This is a genomic window from Rhodococcus sp. 66b, assembly GCF_002076325.1.
GTDB classification, from domain to species: Bacteria; Actinomycetota; Actinomycetes; order Mycobacteriales; family Mycobacteriaceae; genus Rhodococcus_F; species Rhodococcus_F erythropolis.
On sequence record NZ_MUZB01000012.1, the window covers coordinates 247361 to 267936 of the forward strand.

General features: G+C 63.0%; 16 protein-coding genes. 9 read left to right on the forward strand and 7 right to left on the reverse strand.

Features of this window, described 5'->3' with window-relative positions; all coding sequences use genetic code 11:
- Positions 1-20 precede the first annotated feature (20 nt).
- From hflX to B0E55_RS22940, 3 genes are read left to right on the forward strand one after another with little or no spacing between them, the layout of a single operon-like run.
- On the forward strand, positions 21-1496 hold the full coding sequence (gene hflX / locus B0E55_RS22930; protein ID WP_003942213.1) for a GTPase HflX: 1476 nt from the start codon (positions 21-23) through the stop codon (positions 1494-1496).
- Positions 1489-2496, forward strand: a complete 1008-nt coding sequence (locus tag B0E55_RS22935) for a hypothetical protein (protein ID WP_020907531.1) — start codon at positions 1489-1491, stop codon at positions 2494-2496. The genes hflX and B0E55_RS22935 overlap by 8 nt, the downstream gene beginning before the upstream one ends.
- Before the next feature lie 55 nt (positions 2497-2551).
- Positions 2552-3877 (forward strand): alpha/beta hydrolase, encoded by a 1326-nt coding sequence (locus tag B0E55_RS22940; protein ID WP_241896124.1) that lies wholly within the window; start codon positions 2552-2554, stop codon positions 3875-3877.
- A gap of 39 nt (positions 3878-3916) precedes the next feature.
- Here the strand turns inward: B0E55_RS22940 and B0E55_RS22945 are convergent, their stop codons facing one another.
- The 4 genes from B0E55_RS22945 to B0E55_RS22960 form a co-directional block, all read right to left on the reverse strand.
- The gene (locus B0E55_RS22945) at positions 3917-4174 is read right to left on the reverse strand and encodes an HPr family phosphocarrier protein (RefSeq protein ID WP_003942144.1); all 258 of its coding nucleotides are present in this window, start codon (positions 4172-4174) and stop codon (positions 3917-3919) included.
- 97 nt (positions 4175-4271) lie between these two features.
- Positions 4272-6335, reverse strand: a complete 2064-nt coding sequence (locus B0E55_RS22950) for a PTS fructose transporter subunit IIABC (protein ID WP_021344069.1) — start codon at positions 6333-6335, stop codon at positions 4272-4274.
- Between the two features lie 18 nt (positions 6336-6353).
- Positions 6354-7349 carry a 1-phosphofructokinase family hexose kinase gene (locus B0E55_RS22955; RefSeq protein WP_020907534.1) on the reverse strand — a complete coding sequence of 332 codons (996 nt, stop codon included), beginning with the start codon at positions 7347-7349 and terminating at the stop codon, positions 6354-6356.
- Entirely contained in the window at positions 7346-8113 is a 768-nt protein-coding gene (locus B0E55_RS22960; RefSeq protein WP_020907535.1) for a DeoR/GlpR family DNA-binding transcription regulator, read from the reverse strand. The genes B0E55_RS22955 and B0E55_RS22960 overlap by 4 nt, the downstream gene beginning before the upstream one ends.
- 191 nt (positions 8114-8304) lie before the next feature.
- Between B0E55_RS22960 and B0E55_RS22965 the strand changes: the two genes are divergently transcribed.
- The 3 genes from B0E55_RS22965 (at position 8305) to B0E55_RS22975 (ending at position 12662) form a co-directional block, all read left to right on the forward strand.
- On the forward strand, positions 8305-9978 hold the full coding sequence (locus B0E55_RS22965; protein ID WP_080910523.1) for a putative PEP-binding protein: 1674 nt from the start codon (positions 8305-8307) through the stop codon (positions 9976-9978).
- A gap of 75 nt (positions 9979-10053) precedes the next feature.
- Complete coding sequence (locus B0E55_RS22970; protein ID WP_080910530.1) at positions 10054-11334, forward strand: uracil-xanthine permease family protein; 1281 nt, start codon at positions 10054-10056, stop codon at positions 11332-11334.
- Positions 11335-11519: 185 nt separating this feature from the next.
- A complete protein-coding gene (locus B0E55_RS22975; RefSeq protein ID WP_019748214.1) occupies positions 11520-12662 on the forward strand; it encodes an acyl-CoA dehydrogenase family protein in 1143 nt (380 codons plus the stop codon).
- A gap of 92 nt (positions 12663-12754) precedes the next feature.
- Here the strand turns inward: B0E55_RS22975 and lexA are convergent, their stop codons facing one another.
- Complete coding sequence (gene lexA, locus B0E55_RS22980) at positions 12755-13483, reverse strand: transcriptional repressor LexA (RefSeq protein WP_020723648.1); 729 nt, start codon at positions 13481-13483, stop codon at positions 12755-12757.
- 255 nt (positions 13484-13738) lie between these two features.
- Between lexA and B0E55_RS22985 the strand changes: the two genes are divergently transcribed.
- Complete coding sequence (locus B0E55_RS22985) at positions 13739-14464, forward strand: LysM peptidoglycan-binding domain-containing protein (RefSeq protein ID WP_021344074.1); 726 nt, start codon at positions 13739-13741, stop codon at positions 14462-14464.
- Positions 14465-14659: 195 nt separating this feature from the next.
- Positions 14660-15157, forward strand: coding sequence for a transcriptional regulator NrdR (gene nrdR / locus B0E55_RS22990; protein ID WP_020907539.1), 498 nt, complete (start codon positions 14660-14662; stop codon positions 15155-15157).
- Between the two features lie 286 nt (positions 15158-15443).
- On the opposite strand, the gene hrpA is transcribed toward nrdR, so the two are convergent.
- Positions 15444-19349, reverse strand: coding sequence for an ATP-dependent RNA helicase HrpA (hrpA, locus tag B0E55_RS22995; protein WP_047889277.1), 3906 nt, complete (start codon positions 19347-19349; stop codon positions 15444-15446).
- A 53-nt stretch (positions 19350-19402) separates the two neighbouring features.
- On the opposite strand from hrpA, the gene B0E55_RS23000 reads away from it, so the two are divergent.
- Positions 19403-20080: a Pr6Pr family membrane protein gene (locus B0E55_RS23000; RefSeq protein ID WP_060938485.1), complete on the forward strand. Its 678-nt coding sequence runs from the start codon at positions 19403-19405 to the stop codon at positions 20078-20080.
- On the opposite strand, the gene B0E55_RS23005 is transcribed toward B0E55_RS23000, so the two are convergent.
- The gene (locus tag B0E55_RS23005) at positions 20051-20368 is read right to left on the reverse strand and encodes a DUF2322 family protein (RefSeq protein ID WP_020907542.1); all 318 of its coding nucleotides are present in this window, start codon (positions 20366-20368) and stop codon (positions 20051-20053) included. The two genes, B0E55_RS23000 and B0E55_RS23005, sit on opposite strands and share 30 nt — an antisense overlap.
- Positions 20369-20576 lie beyond the last annotated feature (208 nt).

A 20576-nucleotide genomic window follows, 5' to 3' on the forward strand; every position in this document is an offset into this window, starting at 1 on the left:
CGTGGGACCATGGATCTTGTATGACGAACACACATGAAAACGAAGAGTCCACCGCTCACGAGCAGTCCGAGTACGCGCAAGCCGAATACACGGCAGCGTCCGCATCGGGCAACCCGTCGACCGGTGAGATGCAACTCGCAGATCGCGGCGCCCTGCGCCGCGTGGCTGGTCTGTCGACCGAGCTCGAGGACGTCACCGAAGTCGAGTACCGCCAGCTTCGACTCGAAAGAGTTGTCCTGGTCGGTGTCTGGACGCAGGGAACTGCCGAGCAGGCCGAGGCGAGCATGACCGAGCTGGCCGCACTGGCCGAGACGGCGGGCTCCGAGGTCCTCGAAGGACTGGTTCAGCGCCGCGACAAACCCGACGCTGCCACCTACATCGGTTCCGGCAAGGCCCAGGAACTGCGCGAAGTAGTCCTGGCGACCGGCGCCGACACCGTCGTCTGCGACGGTGAGCTGACGCCGGCGCAGCTCACGGCGCTGGAGAAGATCGTCAAGGTCAAGGTCATCGACCGGACGGCTCTGATTCTCGACATCTTTGCTCAGCACGCCACGTCTCGTGAGGGTAAAGCCCAGGTGGCTTTCGCTCAGATGGAGTACATGCTCCCGCGTCTGCGTGGTTGGGGCGAGTCGATGTCGCGCCAGGCCGGTGGCCGTGCCGGCAGTAACGGCGGTGTGGGCCTGCGTGGTCCCGGTGAGACGAAAATCGAGACGGACCGTCGCCGTATTCGTGAGCGCATGGCAAAACTGCGCCGCGAGATCAAGGGCATGAAGGCCGCCCGCGACACCAAGCGCACACGTCGACTGCAGAGCGACATCCCGTCGATCGCCATCGTCGGATACACGAACGCGGGCAAATCGAGTCTGCTCAATTCGCTCACCGGATCCGGTGTGCTCGTGGAGAACGCGTTGTTCGCCACCTTGGACCCGACAACTCGCCGCGCCGCACTCGACGACGGCCGCGAGTACGTACTCACCGACACGGTCGGCTTCGTGCGACACCTTCCGACTCAGTTGGTCGAGGCATTCCGGTCGACTCTCGAGGAAGTGACCGACGCGGATCTGCTTCTGCACGTCGTCGACGGTTCGGATCCGTTGCCGACAGAACAGATCAAGGCTGTGCGGGAAGTCGTCACCGATGTTCTGCGCGAGACGGATTCGAAGGCTCCGCCGGAGTTGATCGTGGTCAACAAGATCGACGCGGCAGATCCGGTTACCTTGACGCAACTACGTGGTCTGTTGCCTGGTGCCGTGTTCGTCTCGGCGCGGACCGGTGAAGGAATCGCTGAACTACGAGCACATCTCAGCGAGGTGCTGGTTCGGCCGGAGGTCGAGGTCGACGTGCTGGTGCCGTACACGCGCGGTGATCTGATGGCTCGAATCCACTCGGACGGAACGATTTTGGAATCGACTCACGAAGAGGCGGGAACGCGGGTGCACGCACGCGTGCCACAGATGTTGGCCTCGGCATTGGTGGAGTACGCACCTAGTGCGTAGTTTCGGGGTCGTGGTCGCGGTGCTTGCTGCGACTACGGCAACCGCACTGCTTCCCGGAGCGCTCGCACAGGCGTCGTCGTTCGAGCCGAGCGAGTTCGCCCCACTCTGTACACCTACCGATCCTGCGCTCCAGGAGTTGTCGGGGATGGTCGTCGTCGACGATCGGATCTACGCGATGGGTGACGGCGGCAGTGACGACTTCGTATTCGAAATGGACCTGAACTGTGTTGTCCAGAAACAGATTCCGGTTCCGATCGATCCATACGACGTCGAAGATCTTGCGGTGAGTGGTCGAACGCTCGTTCTGTCGGATACCGGCGACAACCTCCGAACCCGCGACACGGTGGCGTTCATCACGATGGACCTCGATTCCGGTGACGGTACGTTGCACCGCCTCACGTACCCGGACGGCGCGCACGACACCGAATCGATTCTGCTCGACCCTGATGGCCATGTGTTTGTCGTGACCAAGGAATTGTTCGGCTCCAGCAGTGTCTACACACCCGTCGGGGATCAGAAACTGAGTGACTTGGCGCAACCCGGCCCGACGCCGCTCGAGCGCGTCGGAGCCGTATCTCTCGGACCGGAGAAGCCCGTGTCGGTGATGTTCACCGGGGGAGCGGTGTCGTCGGACGGTTCGGCGATCGCGCTTCGGAGTTACTCCGATCTGTACCTGTACGAGGTCGTGGACGGCGGAATCGGCGCGACGCTCACCGATACCGAACCGTTGCGGATCCCGCTCCCGACGGAGCCTCAGGGCGAGGCCGTGGCGTTCAACGACGCGGGCGATGTTCTGATCGGATCGGAATCTGCGGGTGGAGCTTTGCCGCCGGTTCACGTGATGCGCGCGCTCGTGGAAGCGACCGAATCGACGGCAGTCTCTTCTGGCGATTCGGTCGGCGTCGGGGTCGATCCATGGACATTCGTGTGGGCCGGATTGGTCGCGGCAGGATGCGCGCTCGGAGGTGTGGCGTTCGTGAGATCTCGACGACGCCGCTGATTCCCACCAATTCCACGAATTCGCAGACTGCCGGTGGATGTGGATACTGGAACGAATGCACGGGCATCAACTCCTGACGCGGCTCTCGCGTATGTCACTCGAGCACGGACACATCACCGCAGCGCTGCTCGTTGGTTCCGTCCTCGTCGGCGTCGGCGCGCTGCTTTTGCTCCGTTGGTTGCCGCGTCGGGCCGTGCTTGTCGCACTGGGCTTGTCAGTGGTCGGGTCCGCCGGCGGCGCGATGTTCGTGTGGCTCAGTTATCGACCGTTGCCCGCGCAGCTACCCCTGTCGAGTTTTGTGTGGATAGCGTTGGCGATATTCGGAGTCATCGGCGCGGCGCTTGTTCTCCTTCGGCGTCCAGGACTGGCCCGCGGCCTTTCGGTGACGGTGTTGGCCGGTCTGGCCGCGATCGTCGCGGTGGGTCAGGTCAATGCCCAGACCGGCACTTACCCCACGCTCGGATCACTGGTCGGGCACTGGCCGGTCGGCTCGGTCGAGCACGTTGCTTTCGATTCGCTCCCCGGGGCCGAACCTCGGCTACAACGGGGACTTCCCACCGAAACTCATTGGGAGGTTCCGGTGCGGATGCCGAGCAACGGCGTCGTGACGGAAGCGTCGATTCCGGGAAACATCTCGGGTTTCGACGCGAGGCCGGCGACGTTGTATCTCCCGCCGGCCTATCTTGCCGATCCACGTGCGGAGTTGCCCGTCCTGGTGTTGGTGGCGGGTGAGCCCGGCAGCCCCAGTGACTGGCTGGACAGTGGCCGTCTCGCGACCACCGTCGACGCCTATGCATCGAGGCATTCCGGGCTTGCTCCCGTGGTGGTGGTGCCCGACGCGTTGGGGGACTACGACGCCAACCCCGGCTGCATGGATTCGGCGCTCGGCAACGTCGCGACGTATCTGGACCAGGACGTCCCGAACTGGATCGAATCGAACCTTCAAGTGAATCCGGACGCTGCGCAATGGGCTATCGGTGGGTTTTCGTACGGCGGGACATGCGCGATCGAAATGGCCGTGAACTTCCCGGACCGATACCCGTCGTTCCTGGACTTCTCCGGCCAGGACGAACCGTCGACCGGTGACCACGAGGACACTGTGGCTGCGATGTTCAACGGCGACGAAGACGCTTTCGACGCGGTCAACGCCCGAGACCTGATGGCGCAGAATCGGTATCCGCAGTTGTCTGGTGTATTTGTCGCGGGTGAAGACGACGACATCTACCGCCCTCAGCAGGAGATCATGTTCGAGGCCGCGCGCGCCGCCGACATGAACGTGGACTACTACACCCTTCCCGGCGGGCACTCGGGTGATGTGTGGGGCACTGCTCTGGAACTCGAAATGGACTGGCTGGGCCGGACACTCGCACTGACTCCGTGAGAGTGTCCGGCCCGCTACACAGCACCGACTGACATCAGGTCAGGCGTCGAGATCAGCGGCTACCAGTTCGGCGACCTTGGCGAGTGCGTCGGCGTCGTCGGACTCGATGGTGACTTCGGTGTCCTTGGCGGCTCCGAGCGTCATGATCATCAGTGCCGAACCTGCATCCACCGGTTCGCCGTCGGCGACTGCGAGGGTGACCGTGGCGCCGGAGGCTCCGACTGCTTCGGCGATGAGAGCGGCGGGGCGGGCGTGGAGGCCGACTGCGGAACCGACGGCAACTGTCTTGCTGGGCATGGGATCTCCTCGTTGTGAATCTATCGGTGCGGACGTTGTGGGGTCTTTGGGCGGATTTGGTGACAACAGTGGTGACTGCAGTGTTGCTTGCTGTCGATCATGCCGCAGCGGGCACGATTTCGGGGTCGAGTTCGGCATCGGACGGACCCTTGCGGAAGAACTCCTTGGCTCCGACGACGGCGAGCGCAGCTACCACGGTTCCCGCGGCGAGCGAGACCAGGAACCAGCCGATTCCGCCGACTGCGAAGAAGACGAAGATCCCGCCGTGCGGGGCGCTGAGAGTGACGTCGAAAGCCATGATCAGCGCACCGGTGACGGCGCCGCCCGCCATCATCGAGGGGATCACGCGAAGCGGGTCGGCAGCGGCGAACGGAATCGCGCCCTCGGAGATGAATGCCGAACCCAGCAACCAGGCAGCCTTTCCGTTCTCACGTTCGGCTTCGCTGAAGAGCTTGGGACGCAGCACCGTCGAGGCAAGTGCCATGGCCAGTGGCGGAACCATACCGGCAGCCATGACTGCCGCCATGATGCGCAAAGTGGCCGGGTCGTTGACGTTGAGTCCGGCTACAGCGAAGGCGTAAGCCGCCTTGTTGACCGGTCCGCCGAGGTCGAAGCACATCATCAGGCCGAGAATGATGCCGAGGAAGATGGCCGAGCTGCCGGACAGTCCGTTGAGCCAGTCGGTGAGACCGGAGGTGATCGCGGCGAGCGGACGACCGAGGACGATGAACATCAGTGCTCCGACAACCAGCGTCGCGAACAGCGGAATGATCACCACCGGCATCAGGCCCCGCAGCCACTGCGGGACGGCGATCCGGCCGATGTAGAGCGCGACGACGCCGGCGATGAGACCACCGACCAGGCCGCCGATGAATCCGGCACCGACAAACACGGCGACCGCGCCGGCTGTGAAGCCGGGAGCGATGCCAGGCCGGTCGGCGATAGCGAAGGCGATGTAGCCGGCCAACGCGGGCACCAGGAAGCTGAATGCCAACGAACCGATCTGGAACAGCACTGCGCCGAGATAGGTGGCCAGACCACCGTCGGGAAGGTTGGTGATCGAGTTGTTGAGAACGATGTCCTTGGCAGGACCGGAGATCTCGTATCCGCCGAGCAGGAAGCCGAGTGCGATCAGCAGACCGCCGGCCGCGACGAACGGGATCATGTAGCTGACACCGGTCAGGAGGACCTGACGGAGGTGGGTGCCGAACCCTACGGAACCGGCATCGGAATCCGCGGCCGCGGCGGCGGTGCCGTCCACGGTGGCGGCGGCGGGATTCTCGGAGGCGCGCAACGCTTCTGCAAGCATCTTGTCCGGCTCGTTGATCGCCCGCTTCACACCGGAAGCGACAACGGGTTTGCCGGCGAACCGTTCGCGGCCCTTCACTCCGACGTCGGTGGCGAAGATGACCGCGGCGGCTCCGGCGATGACCGAAGGGTCAAGGGGGGTGCTTCCGCTCGAGCCCTGCGTTTCGACGTGAACCTTGACCCCGGCGCGTTCACCCGCGGCGACGAGTGAGTCCGCAGCCATGTAGGTATGAGCGATTCCGGTCGGGCACGCGGTGACCGCGACGATGTGACGCTCCGCGGGCGTTGGGGCCTCCTCGGTGGAGTGTTTCCCAGTGGAAACAGGAGGAGTGGGTGTGGCTGCCGCAGCCTTTGCTGGAGCATCCTTCGGCGCGGGATTGAGTACCTCGTCGACCAGTCGCACGATCTCGTCCGGCGTCGACGCCTCACGAAGCGACGTGACAAACGCGGGTCGGACGAGCGCTCGGGCCAAGGACGAGAGCAGCTTCATGTGCTCGGCTCCGGCGCCTTCGGGTGCCGCGATCAGGAACACCAGATCGGCGGGGCCGTCGGGTGCCCCGAAATCGACCTTCGGATCGAGTCGAGCAAATCCCAGGGACGCGGACGAGACGGCCTCGGCGCGGCAGTGGGGAATGGCGATTCCGCCCGGCAGTCCGGTCGCGGACTGCGCTTCGCGAGCGAGTGCGGCAGCGACCAGCCCCGCGGCGTCGCTCGCCCGTCCCGCTGCAGTCAATCGCGCTGCGAGAGAACGAATGACATCTTCCTTGGTCGTACCCAGGTCGGTGTCGAGTGAGATCAGTTCGGGACTGATGATCTCGGGGCCGGAACCGCCGGCTGCGTTGGTATCGGACATGTCAGGTTCCTTAGGGCGTCAGGCGAGTTCGGTGGGGACGGGGATGGGAGAGGAGGCATCGGCTGCAGATACCGAAACCGCTGCCAGATCGATCTGTTCGGGCGTGGGAAGAGTTGTGCCGGGAAGGGAGGCAGCGGCGCTTCCGTAGGCGACCGCGTGACGTAACCGCTCGGATTCCGAGCCGCCTCCCGCTTCGGCGAGGATGTAGCCGGCCAGCGAAGAATCGCCTGCGCCGACGGTACTGACTGCGACAATCGGGGGAGCAGTGGCGATCCACGCGCCGTCGGCGGTGACGAGGACAGCACCCGCTGCGCCGAGCGTGGCGAGCACACTGCCGACGCCGCGGTCGACCAATCGCTGCGCCGCCGTGATTGCAGGCCCGGGATCACCGTTCTCGGCAGCACGTTCGAGGACGTGGCCGTCGACGCCGGTCAGTTGTGCGAGTTCCTCGCCGTTGGGTTTGAGCAGGTCGGGTGCCGAGCCGGGGAACGCTTCGGCGAGTGCCGTCAGCGGGGCGTCCGAGGTGTCGACCGCAACCTTGCACGGGTGATCGCGCAGCGCCGCGACAAGTTCGCCGTACCACCCGAGCGGAACGCCGGGGGGCAGTGAGCCGGACAGCGCGAACCACAGTGCGGTATCGGCGCGGACAATCAACTCCTGTGCCAGGGCGTCGAGCGTCGAACCGGACAGCGTTGCGCCGGGTTCGTTGATCTTCGTCGTTGTCCCGTCCGGTTCCGCAATGGTGATGTTGGTGCGAGCCAGACCCGTTGTGGCGACACCGATGTGGGGAATCCCACCGGCTGCCAGCGCCGAGAGCAGAGGGTCACCACCGTTTCCCGGTAGAACCGCGAGAACGTCGAGGTCGGCGGCGGCGAGAACACGCGCGACGTTGACCCCCTTGCCGCCGGGGTCGCTGCGAGTGGAGTGGGCACGTAGGACGGAGCCTCGTTCGAGCCGTTGCTCGAGTTGCACGGTCCGATCGATACTCGGGTTGGCTGTCAGTGTGACGATCATGCGATCACCACCTCGATTCCGTGGTCGTGGAACTCGGATGTGTCTGAGGGACTGATCTCTTCGTCGGTGATGAGGACGTCGATGCTGTCGAGCGGGGCGAAGCTGATCAAGTGCTCGCGGCCGACTTTGGTGGAATCGGCCACCACCACAACGTGATTGGCGGCTTTGACCATTGCTCGTTTGACGGCGGCCTCTTCGCTGTCCGGAGTGGAGAGTCCGTGCCCGACGCTGATCGCGTTCGTTCCGATGAAGGCGACGTCGACTCGCAACGTGCTCAGCAGGCGTAGGGCGTCCTCGCCGACCACGGCTTGAGTCACCCCGCGTACTCGACCGCCGAGCAGTATCAGGGAAATCGAGTTCATCGATGCCAGGCGTGCGCCGATCGGGACGGAATTGGTGACGGCTGTGAAGTCGTTCTCGGTCGGCAGTTCGGGGATCATGCGGCCCGTGGTCGTGCCCGCGTCGAAGATCACGCTGCCGCCGGTGGGAGGGAGGTAGGTGACCGCGCAGCGGGCGATCCGGTCCTTCTGTTGCGCGCGGGTCTGATCGCGTTCCGCCATGCCCGGTTCGGTGACGTGGAGGGATCCGGTCGGAACGGCGCCGCCGTGTACACGCCTGATCTGTCCGATCCGCTCGAGGAAGGCCAGATCGCGACGCACGGTCTCGGTGGTCACACCGAAGGTCTCCGACAGAGCCGCCACGGACATGCGTCCGCGCTGCGACACCATGGTGCCGATCGCTTGTTGGCGTTCTTCCGCGTACACGTGCTCTCCGATTCCGAAGTGTGATCCGACGGTGCGTTGTGGATCACAGTGAATGTTGCTTTATGTTGTTTTACGCCCGAGTGTGTTGACATGTCAAGACTTGGGAGTAATCTTCGTCACAACGAAGGTGAGGGCTTTACGCGCTCGAGGTGATCCGGTGTGACACCGGGCCCATCGCTCAAGGAGGACAGATGACCGAACAGCTCAACCGAATCACCGTGCACGGCACCCCCGTGGTGCCTGGAATCGCCTACGGCCCGGCGATCTGGCCGTCCAGCCGACCAGAACTCGTCACCGATGCGCCGGCACTCGACGAGGCCGATCGAGAGGCCGCCGTGGACGCCTTCGTCGCAGCGGCGAAGGCTGTCGAGAACCGCCTTCTCGGACGGGCCGCCGAAGCTACCGGCGCGGCCGCAGAGGTTTTGCAGGCCAACGCGGCGATGGCAGCTGATCGTGGCTGGATCGGGGCGGCCAAGAAGTCGATCGCCGGCGGAGTGCCCCCGGTGCAGGCTGCGATCGCGGCGACGGAGCAGTTCGTGGTGCTGTTCACCAAGGTCGGCGGTTTGATGGCCGAGCGCGTCACCGACCTCGAGGACATCCGCGACCGCGTGATCGCCGAACTCTCCGGATTACCCGAACCTGGAGTTCCGATGCCCGAGACACCGTCGGTGCTGTGCGCGGACGATCTGGCTCCTGCAGACACCGCGGGCCTCGATGCATCCAAGATCATCGGACTCGTGACCATCTACGGCGGCCCGACCAGCCACACGGCAATCATCGCGCGGCAGTTGGGCATCCCGTGCATCGTCGCCGCGAAGGAATTGGAATCCATCTCGGCAGGAATACCGATTCTGATCGACGGAACAACCGGCGACGTGATCGCGGAGCCGGATCCCGGGCACGCGCGAGAACTGGTCGAACAATCCCGGATCGATCGTGAACGCGTCAGCACCTGGACCGGACCGGGCCAGACGGCGGACGGCCGGCCGGTAGACGTTCTCGCCAATGTTCAAGACGGCGCGGGCGCTCGCGCCGCGGCGTCGACTGCTGCGGGGGGCATCGGGCTCTTCCGGACCGAACTCTGCTTCCTCGGCCGTGAGACCGAACCGACCGTAGACGAGCAGGCGGCGATCTACGCCGAGGTTCTCGAGGCCTTCGCAGGAACGAAGGTCATCATTCGCACGTTGGACGCAGGTTCGGACAAGCCGCTCAAATTCGCCAACCATCAAGAGGAAGCGAATCCGGCACTCGGCGTTCGTGGGGTCCGAATCGCCTGGCAGGACATGGGAATTCTCGACCGCCAGCTCGACGCGATCGCGGCAGCCGCGGCGTCGACCAACTCGTCGCCGTGGGTGATGGCACCGATGATCGCCACCCCGGCCGAGGCGAAACGTTTTGCCGATGCGGTGCGGGCACGCGATCTTGTTCCCGGTGTGATGGTGGAGATCCCGGCGGCGGCGCTGTTGGCCGACCAGATTCTCGAACACGTCGAATTCCTCTCGATCGGTACCAACGACCTCGCTCAGTACACGATGGCCGCTGATCGGATGTCCTCCGAACTCGCCGACCTGACCGATCCGTGGCAGCCCGCGGTGCTCGCCCTTGTCGCACGTACGGCCCAGGCCGGTCAGGCGGCAGGCAAGCGCGTCGGCGTCTGCGGTGAGGCGGCCGCCGATCCACTGTTGGCGTGTGTTCTGGCCGGACTCGGAGTTTCCTCGCTGTCGTGCGCTGCGGCGTCGGTCGCGGGTGTGGGAGCGAAGGTCGGGTCAGTCACCATGGCGCAATGTGAGGCGGCTGCGGCGGCGGTGCTGGCAACCGGTGATCCGGTGGCAGCGCGCAAAGCGGCGGCCGACGCAATCAGCTGAACTGGTTTCGTTGGTCTCGGTCGGAGACCGAGCGCCTGACCTCTAGTATTTCGACCTGTGATCGAACGAGAAACAATGACCGGGGCCGGCGGAATCGGCTGGACTGTCCACGGAGACGGCAAGCGGATCGCCGACGGAGCCGTCGTGGCGCCGGACGAACGACTGAGTTGGCCGCGCACCATCGGAATCGGGATGCAACACGTCATCGCGATGTTCGGAGCGACACTGCTCGTTCCGACCATCACCGGCTTCCCCGTCACGACGACGCTGTTGTTCTCGGGTATCGGCACCGCGCTGTTCCTGCTCATCACCCGGGGCCGGATCCCGAGCTATCTCGGTTCGTCCTTCGCGTTCATCGCCCCGCTGACAGCGTCGGCAGGATCGGGCCCGGCCGCGCAACTCGGTGCCGTCATGGCTGTAGGCATCGTGTTGATGTTGATCGGCGTCGCCGTACGTCTGATCGGCAGCCGGGTCATCGACGCCGTCATGCCGCCGGTGGTGACGGGCGCTGTCGTCGCGCTGATCGGTCTCAACCTCGCTCCGACGGCGGTCGGCTCCTTCGAATCGCAGCCGCTGATCGCCACGGTGACGCTCGTTTCGATCCTGCTGGTCACGGTCGTCGGTCCCGGGTTGCTCGGCCGGCTGGGCATTCTGGTCGGCGTCGTGATCGGCTGGGTTTTCGCCGCGGTCATCGGCGGACTCGACAGTGAACGAGTGTCCGCTCTGCGCGAAGCGGACTGGTTCGGGCTGCCGAGTCTGCACGGACCGTCGTTCGACTGGTCGGTGATCGTGCTCGCGCTCCCCGTGGTGATCGTTCTGGTCGCCGAAAACGTCGGACATGTCAAAGCGGTGTCCGCCATGACTGGTAAGTCCCTCGACGATCTGGCCGGCAATGCACTGTTTGCCGACGGTCTCGCCACTACCTTGGCGGGCGCCGGTGGCGGATCCGGAACCACCACGTATGCCGAGAACATCGGTGTCATGGCAGCGACGCGTGTGTACTCGACCGCCGCGTACTGGGTAGCCGCCGCTACCGCTGTGATCCTGGCATTTTCGCCCAAATTCGGCGCACTGGTCTTCACGGTTCCGAACGGCGTCATCGGCGGCGCAACGATGGTTCTCTACGGCCTCATCGGCATTCTCGGTGTGCGCATCTGGATGGAAGCGAAGGTCGACTTCACCGATCCGGTCAACCTGACGGTCGCCGCGGCGGCGTTGGTCGCCGGCATCGGGAACTTGACGCTGACCATCGGTTCGGTCGAGTTGGGCGGCATCGCCTGGGGATCGATCGGCATCCTCGTCGCGTACCCGATCATGCGATATCTCGCCAAATTCCGTACTTCGAGTAGCAGATAACCGCTACAGTCACGAATCGTGATCGTTCGGGTCATCGACGGGTATCGCAACAGGTTCTACCGTCGGAGGCAGTGACGTGGGCCCGCGCACTTCGGCGTGCCCAGTCTCAGCGAATACACCCCAGCGGGTATATCCCCAGCGGGTACATCACTGAAGTGCCATATATCGAATTGCAAGGAGTCGGCGTGGAGCGCACCCTGTTCGAACCGGAACATGAACTCTTCCGGGAGTCGTACCAGAAGTTCTTGGCACAGCACGTGGCACCGAACCACGAGAAGTGGGAAGAGCAGAACATCGTCGATCGTGACGTCTGGGTCGAGGCCGGAAAGCAGGGCTTCCTGGGAACTGCGGTCCCTGAGGAATTCGGCGGCGGCGGTGTCAAGGATTTCCGCTACAACGCGATCATCACCGAGGAAACCACCAAGGGTGGGTTCAGCGGTATCGGCTTCACGCTGCACAACGACGTCGTGGCACCGTACCTCCTGGAGTTGAGCAACGAGGAGCAGAAGCAGCGTTGGCTACCCGGATTCGCGTCGGGTGAGCTGATCTCGGCGATCGCGATGACCGAACCGGGTACCGGTAGCGACCTGCAGGGCATCAAGACGAAAGCGGTTCGCGACGGGGACCACTGGGTCCTCAACGGTTCGAAGACCTTCATCACCAACGGAATCAACGCCGACATCATCATCGTTGTCGCGTGCACCGACCCGGACAAGGGTGCTCAGGGCTTCAGCCTCCTCGTGGTCGAGCGGGACATGCCTGGCTTCGAGCGTGGACGCAACCTCGACAAGATCGGCATGAAGGCTCAGGACACCGCCGAACTCAGCTTCACCGACGTACGCGTTCCCGCTGCCAACCTGCTGGGCGAAGAGGGAATGGGCTTCTTCTACTTGATGAAGAACCTTCCCCAGGAACGACTCTCGATCGCCGTCGTTGCCGCTGCCGCAATGGAATCGGTTCTCGAGAGCACGATCCAGTACTGCCGCGACCGCAAGGCATTCGGCAAGTCGATCGGTAGCTTCCAGAACACCCGATTCGTACTGGCCGAATTGGCAACGGAGACCACGGCAGTGCGCATCCTGGTGGACAAGTTCATCGAGCAGCTCAATGCCGAGAAGCTGACCGTGCAGGAAGCTGCGATGGCGAAGTGGTGGACCACCGAAGCTCAGGTCAAGCTCATCGACCGCTGCCTCCAGTTGCACGGAGGCTACGGCTACATGAAGGAATACCCGGTTGCCAAGGCGTACATGGACTCTCGTGTGCAGACCATCTACGGTGGCACAACCGAGATCATGAAGGAGATCATCGGACGTTCGCTGAATCTCTGATTCGGGTGATGGACCGCTGATCGTCACGAAAAGACTTTGGGCCCCGGCTGATGCCGGGGCCCAGAGTTTTGTGATCGAGGGCGCGAGCGAATTCAGATCTTCCGCATGACGGTGACAACCTTGCCCAGGATGACGGCGTTGTTGCCGGGAATCGGCTCGAAGAGTTCGTTGTGCGGCATCAGCCACACCTCCTTCTTCGTACGCTTGAACGTCTTCACGGTGGCTTCGCCGTCGATCATGGCGGCCACGATGTCACCGTTCTCCGCCACGTTCTGCTGACGGACCACAACCCAGTCGCCATCGCAGATCGCTGCATCGATCATCGACTCGCCGACAACCTTGAGCATGAAGAGCGAACCCTGGCCGACGAGTTCGCGGGGGAGTGGGAACACGTCCTCTACCGCTTCCTCGGCAAGGATCGGTCCGCCGGCAGCGATGCGACCCAGGATGGGGACGAACGCCGGCTCCGGTAGCGGGTCGGCACTGTTGTACTCGCCGGAATGCTTCGACACCGACGCGATGGCGGTATCGGCCGCAACCTCGTCGAGACCTCGAACATCGACTGCACGAGGGCGATTGGGATCGCGTCGAAGGAAGCCCTTGCGCTCCAACGTTCGCAGTTGATGTGCGACCGACGACGTGGAGGTGAGCCCCACCGCATCACCGATCTCGCGGATGCTCGGCGGATACCCGCGCTCCGTCACCGAATCGCGGATGACTTCGAGAACGCGCCGCTGACGCTCGGTGAGCGTCTCGCTCGACGGAGACGGAACTGCAGAAGCTCCTGCCTCCGCGGCTGTGCTGGAGCGATCGTCCTTCATGGCCTGTTGCCTCCGTGTCTGAAGAAGTCGTGTCTGTAAAGGCTGTGTCTGAAAAAGTGCCTGGTGCAAATCGCGCAGAAACCTGTCGGTGCCTCCTGCCAACATTCGAGCTGTCGACAACACGGAGGCTTTCGCAATTCCCGCTGTGTGGTCTGACACGAATCTAGCCGGATTTGCTCGCGGTTTCAAACATCTGTTCGATTCGTGTCGCTTGAAGTAGAGACATTGTCGGCCAGGCGTGGTAGAAATTCGAACATGCGTTCCATCGAACGCATGATCGAACACATCGATCGGTGTCGACCAGCGGAGGTCACGATGGGTAACGCAGCACTGAGAAGCAACAGGGTTTTCGACGACGCGATTGGTGATGACGCGATTGGTTTCGACGGCACGTCGGCGTTGAAGTACCACCCCTCGTTCTATGGGCCCGATGGTGGATCCGACGCTGACGGTGTGTCGTTCGAACGGCGCGGCACGGCCGAAATGCGGGGCGTGGCCAGGTATGTCGACAACGAACCGCAGGCGGCCGTCGTTCGTCGTGTTCCGGCGGTTGGCGCGGTTTCAGGTTCGCGTTCATTGCGTGAATCTCCTCGCCGGTGGGACGGCGAGCACGATTCGTCACGCCCGTACGGAGGAAGTTTCGCGCACCGAAACAGAGTCGGTGTCTCACGGGTCGAACATGAAGTGGCTGCCGAGGACGTCAGTTGGAAGACAGTGTTCCTTGGCGCCGTATTCACTGCACTGGCAGTGTTGGCGTTGGTGGGGATCGGCGCTTTGTCGAGTGGTGATGTCGCTGCGACAAACGGTGCGACCGAAGTGGTTCGTGTTGCTGCGGGTGAATCCCTCAGTGATATTGCTGCCAAGGTTGCGCCTGGCCAGGCTGTCGGCTCGGTGATCGAGCAGATCATGGATCTCAATGCGATGTCGAGTTCCGGACTGTCCGTTGGGCAAACGCTGATCGTGCCGGCCTCGGGCCGCTGACCGTACCCCGTGCCAGGCGGGGGCGTACCGAGCGTGAGAGCAGTCGGTTCACAGCGAGTAAGCTGTCCACTTGACAGTCCCACCACCTCGGGTGGTCGCGTTGAGTACGTGGATCTGCTCTGTAAATCGTCGGAGGATTTGCAGTCGGTAGTGAATCTGAGTTGCGGCCATTTCGGCGACAACGAAGGAACCCCGATGCATTGCCCGTTCTGCCGGCACCCTGATTCCCGAGTGGTCGATTCGCGCGAGGCCGACGAGGGCCAGGCGATCAGGCGGCGCCGTTCGTGCCCCGAGTGTGGCCGCCGATTCACCACGGTTGAGACGGCAGTTCTCTCGGTTGTGAAGCGCAGCGGCGTGACGGAGCCGTTCAGCCGAGAAAAGGTGGTCAAAGGAGTGCGTCGCGCATGCCAGGGCCGCCAAGTGGACAACGATTCGCTGAATTTGCTGGCCCAACAGGTCGAAGATGCCGTACGTGCTTCGGGTTCTGCCGAAATTCCCAGCAACGAGGTAGGGCTCGCGATTCTCGATCCGCTTCGAAATCTCGACGAGGTTGCATACCTGCGATTCGCATCGGTGTACAAGTCCTTCAGTTCTGCCGCGGATTTCGAACGTGAGATCACCGACATGCGCGAACATGCCGAGACCCGTGCCGCCGACAAGGCTTCCGGCGCCGAGACCGTTTCCGTCGACTGAGGCCTTTGCCTTAGATAACGCTGAGAGCACAAAGCGGCCGTAGGTAACGCTGAGAACACAAAGCGAACAATCGAACAAATCGGGCAAGTTATTCGCTTAGTGTCGACCAAGTACGTTCGTCCGCATCTCGGATCTTCACGGAGGCGTTATGAACTTAGTTGCAGTTCTCGGAGTCGTGAACAGCCTGGTAACCCTCGGGTTCGCCAACACTGTTGCCACCTTTGGTGGTTTCCTCACCAACGTCAACATTCAGACAATCTACTGATCGCGCAATTCTCGCCGAACGTCAACGCTTGATCGCTTCGATAGCTTTCAGGACCCGCTTTTCGGAAATCGGTGTGGGTGTACCGAGGGACTGCGCAAACAGGCTCACGCGCAGTTCTTCGATCATCCAGCTGATCGAGTCGACATCTCGAGCAGTGCGACGCTCTTCGGGAAGTGAACTCAACAACCGGTCGTACGCTGCGTACACCCGGTCGAGGACGTCCATCGCCTGCTGATCTCGTTGTGCACTTGCGGGTAGAGCTTCGAGACGGAATTTTGCTGCGGCAAGATACCGCGGCAAATCGCGTAGGCGGGCCGAGCCCAATTCGGCGACAAATCCCGGAAACAGCAGTGAGGTCAACTGTTCTCGGACGTCGTCTGCTGCTTCGCCGCGCGAGCGGTCCAGAACGACGCTCAGTTGGTGTGCTTGTTCGAGGATCGGAACAATCATGCGCAGGATCGCGGAGACGCGTCCGGCCAGTTCGGAGCGTGCGATCTTCACCAGGGCATCGAACGCCTCAGGCGTGCGTACCGGTCCGCCGTGGGCAGCTATCACTTCGTTGGCAGCTGCCACCCGGCAATCTTCGACGAGTGCCTCCAAGCCGCCGTCCGGATTCTGGCCGAGAGCCAGACGCTGAGTGTTCGACAAGCCGGCGGTCACGGCCTTGAGCTGGGTGGGAACGGCCGCGAGAAGAAGCGCCCGAGTGCCTTCCCGCATCGCCTGCGCCTGCGCAGCCGGCGTACTCAGGACACGAACGGCAACTCCGCCGTTTTCCGGCACCAGTGCTGGGTAGCCGGTTACCTGCTGTCCGCCGATGGAGCGAGTGATGGTCGGTTCCAGTGCGCCGAGCGTTTCGGATGTCCAGACGGTTGCCGCTGCCCGTTCCGTACCAGTTGCCGCCTTGGCCACTTCCTTCTGTACGCGCGGGGCGAGCGTGCGTCGTAGCTGCGCCAGATCCTTACCCTTCGCGAGAACCGTGCCCGATTCGTCCTCGACGACAAATGTCATCCGAAGATGGTCGGGCAGCGCGGCGGGATCGAAGTCCTTGGCGTCGATCTGGATCCCGCCCAAGTGCGAGAGTTCGCGGGCCATTGCGGTCATCAACGGCTCGGATCGAGGTTTGACTGCTGCCAATGCTGCGGCGGCGTAGTCAGGTGCGGGTACGACAGCGCGTCGGATGTTCTTGGGCAACGTCTTGATCAGAGCAGTAACCAGATCGACGCGCATACCGGGGACCAACCAGTCGAAGCCGACCGGCTGAAGTTGCGCGAGCAGGCCGACCGGGATGTGCGCGCTGACGCCGTCGTCGTCCTTTCCAGGCTCGAATTGGTAAGTGAGCGGAAACTGCATGTCGCCCTGGCGCCAGGCGTCCGGGTACTCGCCGCCCAGTACTGCAGCCGCGTCGGAGTTGACCACCGTTTCCGGCGTGAAAGTCAGCAGACTCGGATTCTTGCGCCGCTCGGTCTTCCACCACTGGTCGAAATGCTTGGCGGATACGGCTTCCTGGCCGATACGTTCGTCGTAGAACTCGTAGAGGGTTTCGTCGTCGACGAGGATGTCGCGTCGGCGCGCGCGGTTCTCGAGTTCCTCGACGTTGTCGAGCAGTGCACGGTTCTCGTGGAAGAACTTGTGGTTCGTCTGCCATTCGCCCTGCACGAGCGCATGGCGGATGAAGAGATCGCGAGAGGCCTCGGGATCGATTCGTGAGTACGTCACTGCGCGGCCGGTCACCAGAGGAACTCCGTAGAGAGTGACCCGCTCGTATGCCATCGCCGAGCCGCGCTTGGAGGACCAGTGAGGTTCGGAATAGGTCCGTTTCACCAGGTGCGGGGCGAGCTTTTCAGCCCACTCGGGTTCGATGCGCGCGGACATGCGAGCCCACAGTCTCGACGTTTCCACGAGTTCGGCGGCCATGACCCAGCGTGGTGGCTTCTTGAACAGTCCTGATCCGGGGAAGATCGCGAAGTGGCTGCCCCTGGCGCCCAGGTAGTCCCGCTTCTCGCCCTCGCGTAGCCCGATGTGCGAGAGCAAACCGGCGAGGAGTGACTGATGGATCGCGTTCTCGCTTGCGGGTGTCTCACCCACCGTCCAGCCGAGGCCGCGGGTGATCTGCCGGAGTTGCCCGTGCAAATCCTGCCATTCGCGGATGCGGAGCCAGTGCAGGAACTCGTTCCGGCACATCTTGCGAAACTGGTTGGAGGACAGATCGTTACGTTGTTCGCGTAAGTAATCCCACAGTTTCAGGTATGCCAGGAAGTCGGAGTTCTCGACATTGAACCTGGCGTGCTTTTCGTCGGCGGCCTGCTGGAACTCGGCGGGCCGCTCGCGAACGTCCTGGATGGACAACGCCGCGACGATGACAAGGGTTTCGTGAAGGCAACCGTTGTTCTTGGCTTCCACCAGCATTCGTGCCATCCGCGGATCCACCGGAATCTGGGCCAGCTCGCGGCCGACCGGCGTCAGTTCGGGGTGGCTTGCCTCGGAACCTCGCGCGATGGCGCCGAGTTCTTCGAGCAGTCCGATTCCGTCCTTGACGGCGCGCTGGTCCGGCGGTTCGACGAAGGGGAAGGCAGCGATGTCGCCCAGACCGAGGGCCGTCATCTGCAAGATGACGGATGCGAGATTGGTCCGCAGGATTTCCGGCTCGGTGAACGCCGGCCGTGACTCGAAGTCCTCCTCGGAATACAGGCGGATGCAGATTCCTTCGGCGACGCGGCCGCAACGCCCGGAACGTTGACGAGCTGACGCCTGCGAAATGGGCTCGATCGGCAATCGTTGAACCTTGGTGCGCACCGAATATCGCGAAATGCGCGCGGTTCCCGGATCGACGACGTACCGAATGCCGGGAACGGTCAACGAGGTCTCGGCCACGTTGGTGGCAAGGACGACGCGTCGGCCGGTGTGCGGCGAGAACACTTTGTGTTGCTCGGCAGCAGACAGTCGCGCGTACAGCGGGACGATTTCGGTGTTGCGAAGACGCCGATCGCGTAAAGCGTCTGCGGTGTCGCGAATTTCGCGTTCGCCGGAGAGGAAGACCAAGATGTCGCCTTCGCCCTCCGCGCTCAGCTCGTCGACCGCCTCGCAGACCGCGTCGACGGGATCACGGTCGAAGGTGATGTCGCCGGACTCGACGGTCAGTGGCCGGTAACGCATTTCGACGGGGAATGTTCGCCCGGATACCTCGACGATCGGCGCGGGCTTACCGTCGACAGCGAAGTGCTTGGCGAAGCGTTCGGGATCGATGGTCGCCGACGTGATGATGACCTTGAGATCGGGTCGGCGGGGGAGCAGCTGAGCCAGGTAACCGAGGATGAAGTCGATGTTGAGGCTGCGTTCGTGCGCTTCGTCGATGATCAGCGTGTCGTAGCGTCGGAGCATACGGTCGCGCTGAATTTCGGCGAGGAGAATGCCGTCGGTCATGAGCTTGACGTAGGTGCGGTCCGAGACCTGGTCGGTGAACCGCACGGTGTATCCGACGGCGTCGCCGAGTTCGGTGTCGAGTTCTTCGGCGATACGTTCGGCAACGGTGCGTGCTGCCAGCCGGCGAGGCTGTGTATGTCCGATCAGGCCGCGGACGCCACGTCCGAGTTCGAGACAGATCTTCGGGATCTGAGTTGTCTTACCCGAGCCGGTCTCGCCGGCGACGATGACAACCTGATTCTCCGAGATCGCGGTCGCGATGTCGTCCTTGCGCTGACTGACGGGCAGAGCTTCCGGATACGAGACTGCGGGAACATTGGCGGATCGTGCCGCCAACCGTGTGCGCGCCGTTTCAATTTCCTCGGCCAGCGCCACCAAAGCGTCTGGTGTGCGGGCACGGTCGAGTTTGCGACGGAGTCGACTCTCGTCGCGGAGTGAGACCTGCGCCAGCGCGCTCTTCAGGTCACTCCGCTTGGGGGAGAGTGGGGCCGGTGGTGTTGTAGACATGCTGATGACAGCCTATCGAACGCGTTCACAACTACCGCTCGCAGATCGTTTTGATGTGCAAATATCGACCAGTGACGACAAATACCGCAAATGAGGCTGCTGCACCGGTCGCGTCGACGCCTGTTGCCGTGCGAGTACTTCGCCTGTTGTTCGCGTTATACGGACTCACGGCGCTGCTGTGGATTCCGATTCGAAACGCCGACGGATTCTCGTTGTCGAACTATCTGAGCTACTTCACCATCGAGAGCAACATCCTTGCGGTGATCGTATTGCTGGTCGGCGCCCTTCGGGATCCGCAGTCTCGGACATGGCAGTCGGTTCGCGGTGCGGTGACGCTCTACATGGTGATCACCGGAATCATCTACGCCGTTCTACTGGCGAATATCGACGTCAATTTGAACGACGCGTGGATCAACTCGGCGCTCCACCGCATTCTTCCGCTGGTGATGCTCCTCGACTGGGTGTTCTTCGCTTCGAGGCACAGGATCTCCGAAATCCGCTCGCTGCAGTGGCTGCTGTTTCCAGTGATCTACGCGGTGTACACGTTGATTCGAGGGCCGATCGTCGACTGGTATCCGTATCCGTTCATGGATCCTCGCCACCAGGGCTATCTGGCCCTGTTCATCGGATTTGTCGTACTGGGCATCGCGATGGCCCTGATGGCGTTGGCGGTCAATGCCGTCGGACGGCTGGGAGCCGGGCTACGCGGACGGAACGCTGCGAAGTCCTAGTGGATTGCCGGAGGCGAGCACCTGCTCGAGGCGGTCCACGTTCGGGTGCTTACCGGGGTTCGCCCGCGCGTCCTCGGTGTGTTCGGCAAAGATCGTCAGTCCTGCCGAGGCGGCTTCGGGTGTGAGCGCGCCGTAGACCTGAGCGAGATGGTTGTACACCTTGACCGAGCCGGACTTTCCGGGCTTGTTCTCGACGGTGTCGATGACGGTTCCGTCGGCGTCGAGTACCTCGATGGCGGCCAGATGATCGATGGTGGGCAGTGCGGCGAGATTGTCGGCAAAAGTCATGGTCGACAGATTACGTGTGTACCCGGAAATGCCTGTGCCCGGCGAGCGCCGTCGTGCGCCGATTCCCGGTGTCGATATAGTCGCAGCACATCGTTTGCACACCAGCATCGTTTGTATTCGAAGGGGACAATGATGGCTTCGGCATTGTGGCACGGGTTCGCGGACATGGGCGCTGTGGAGAAGAACGGCGCGTTTGTCGTCTCTCGCG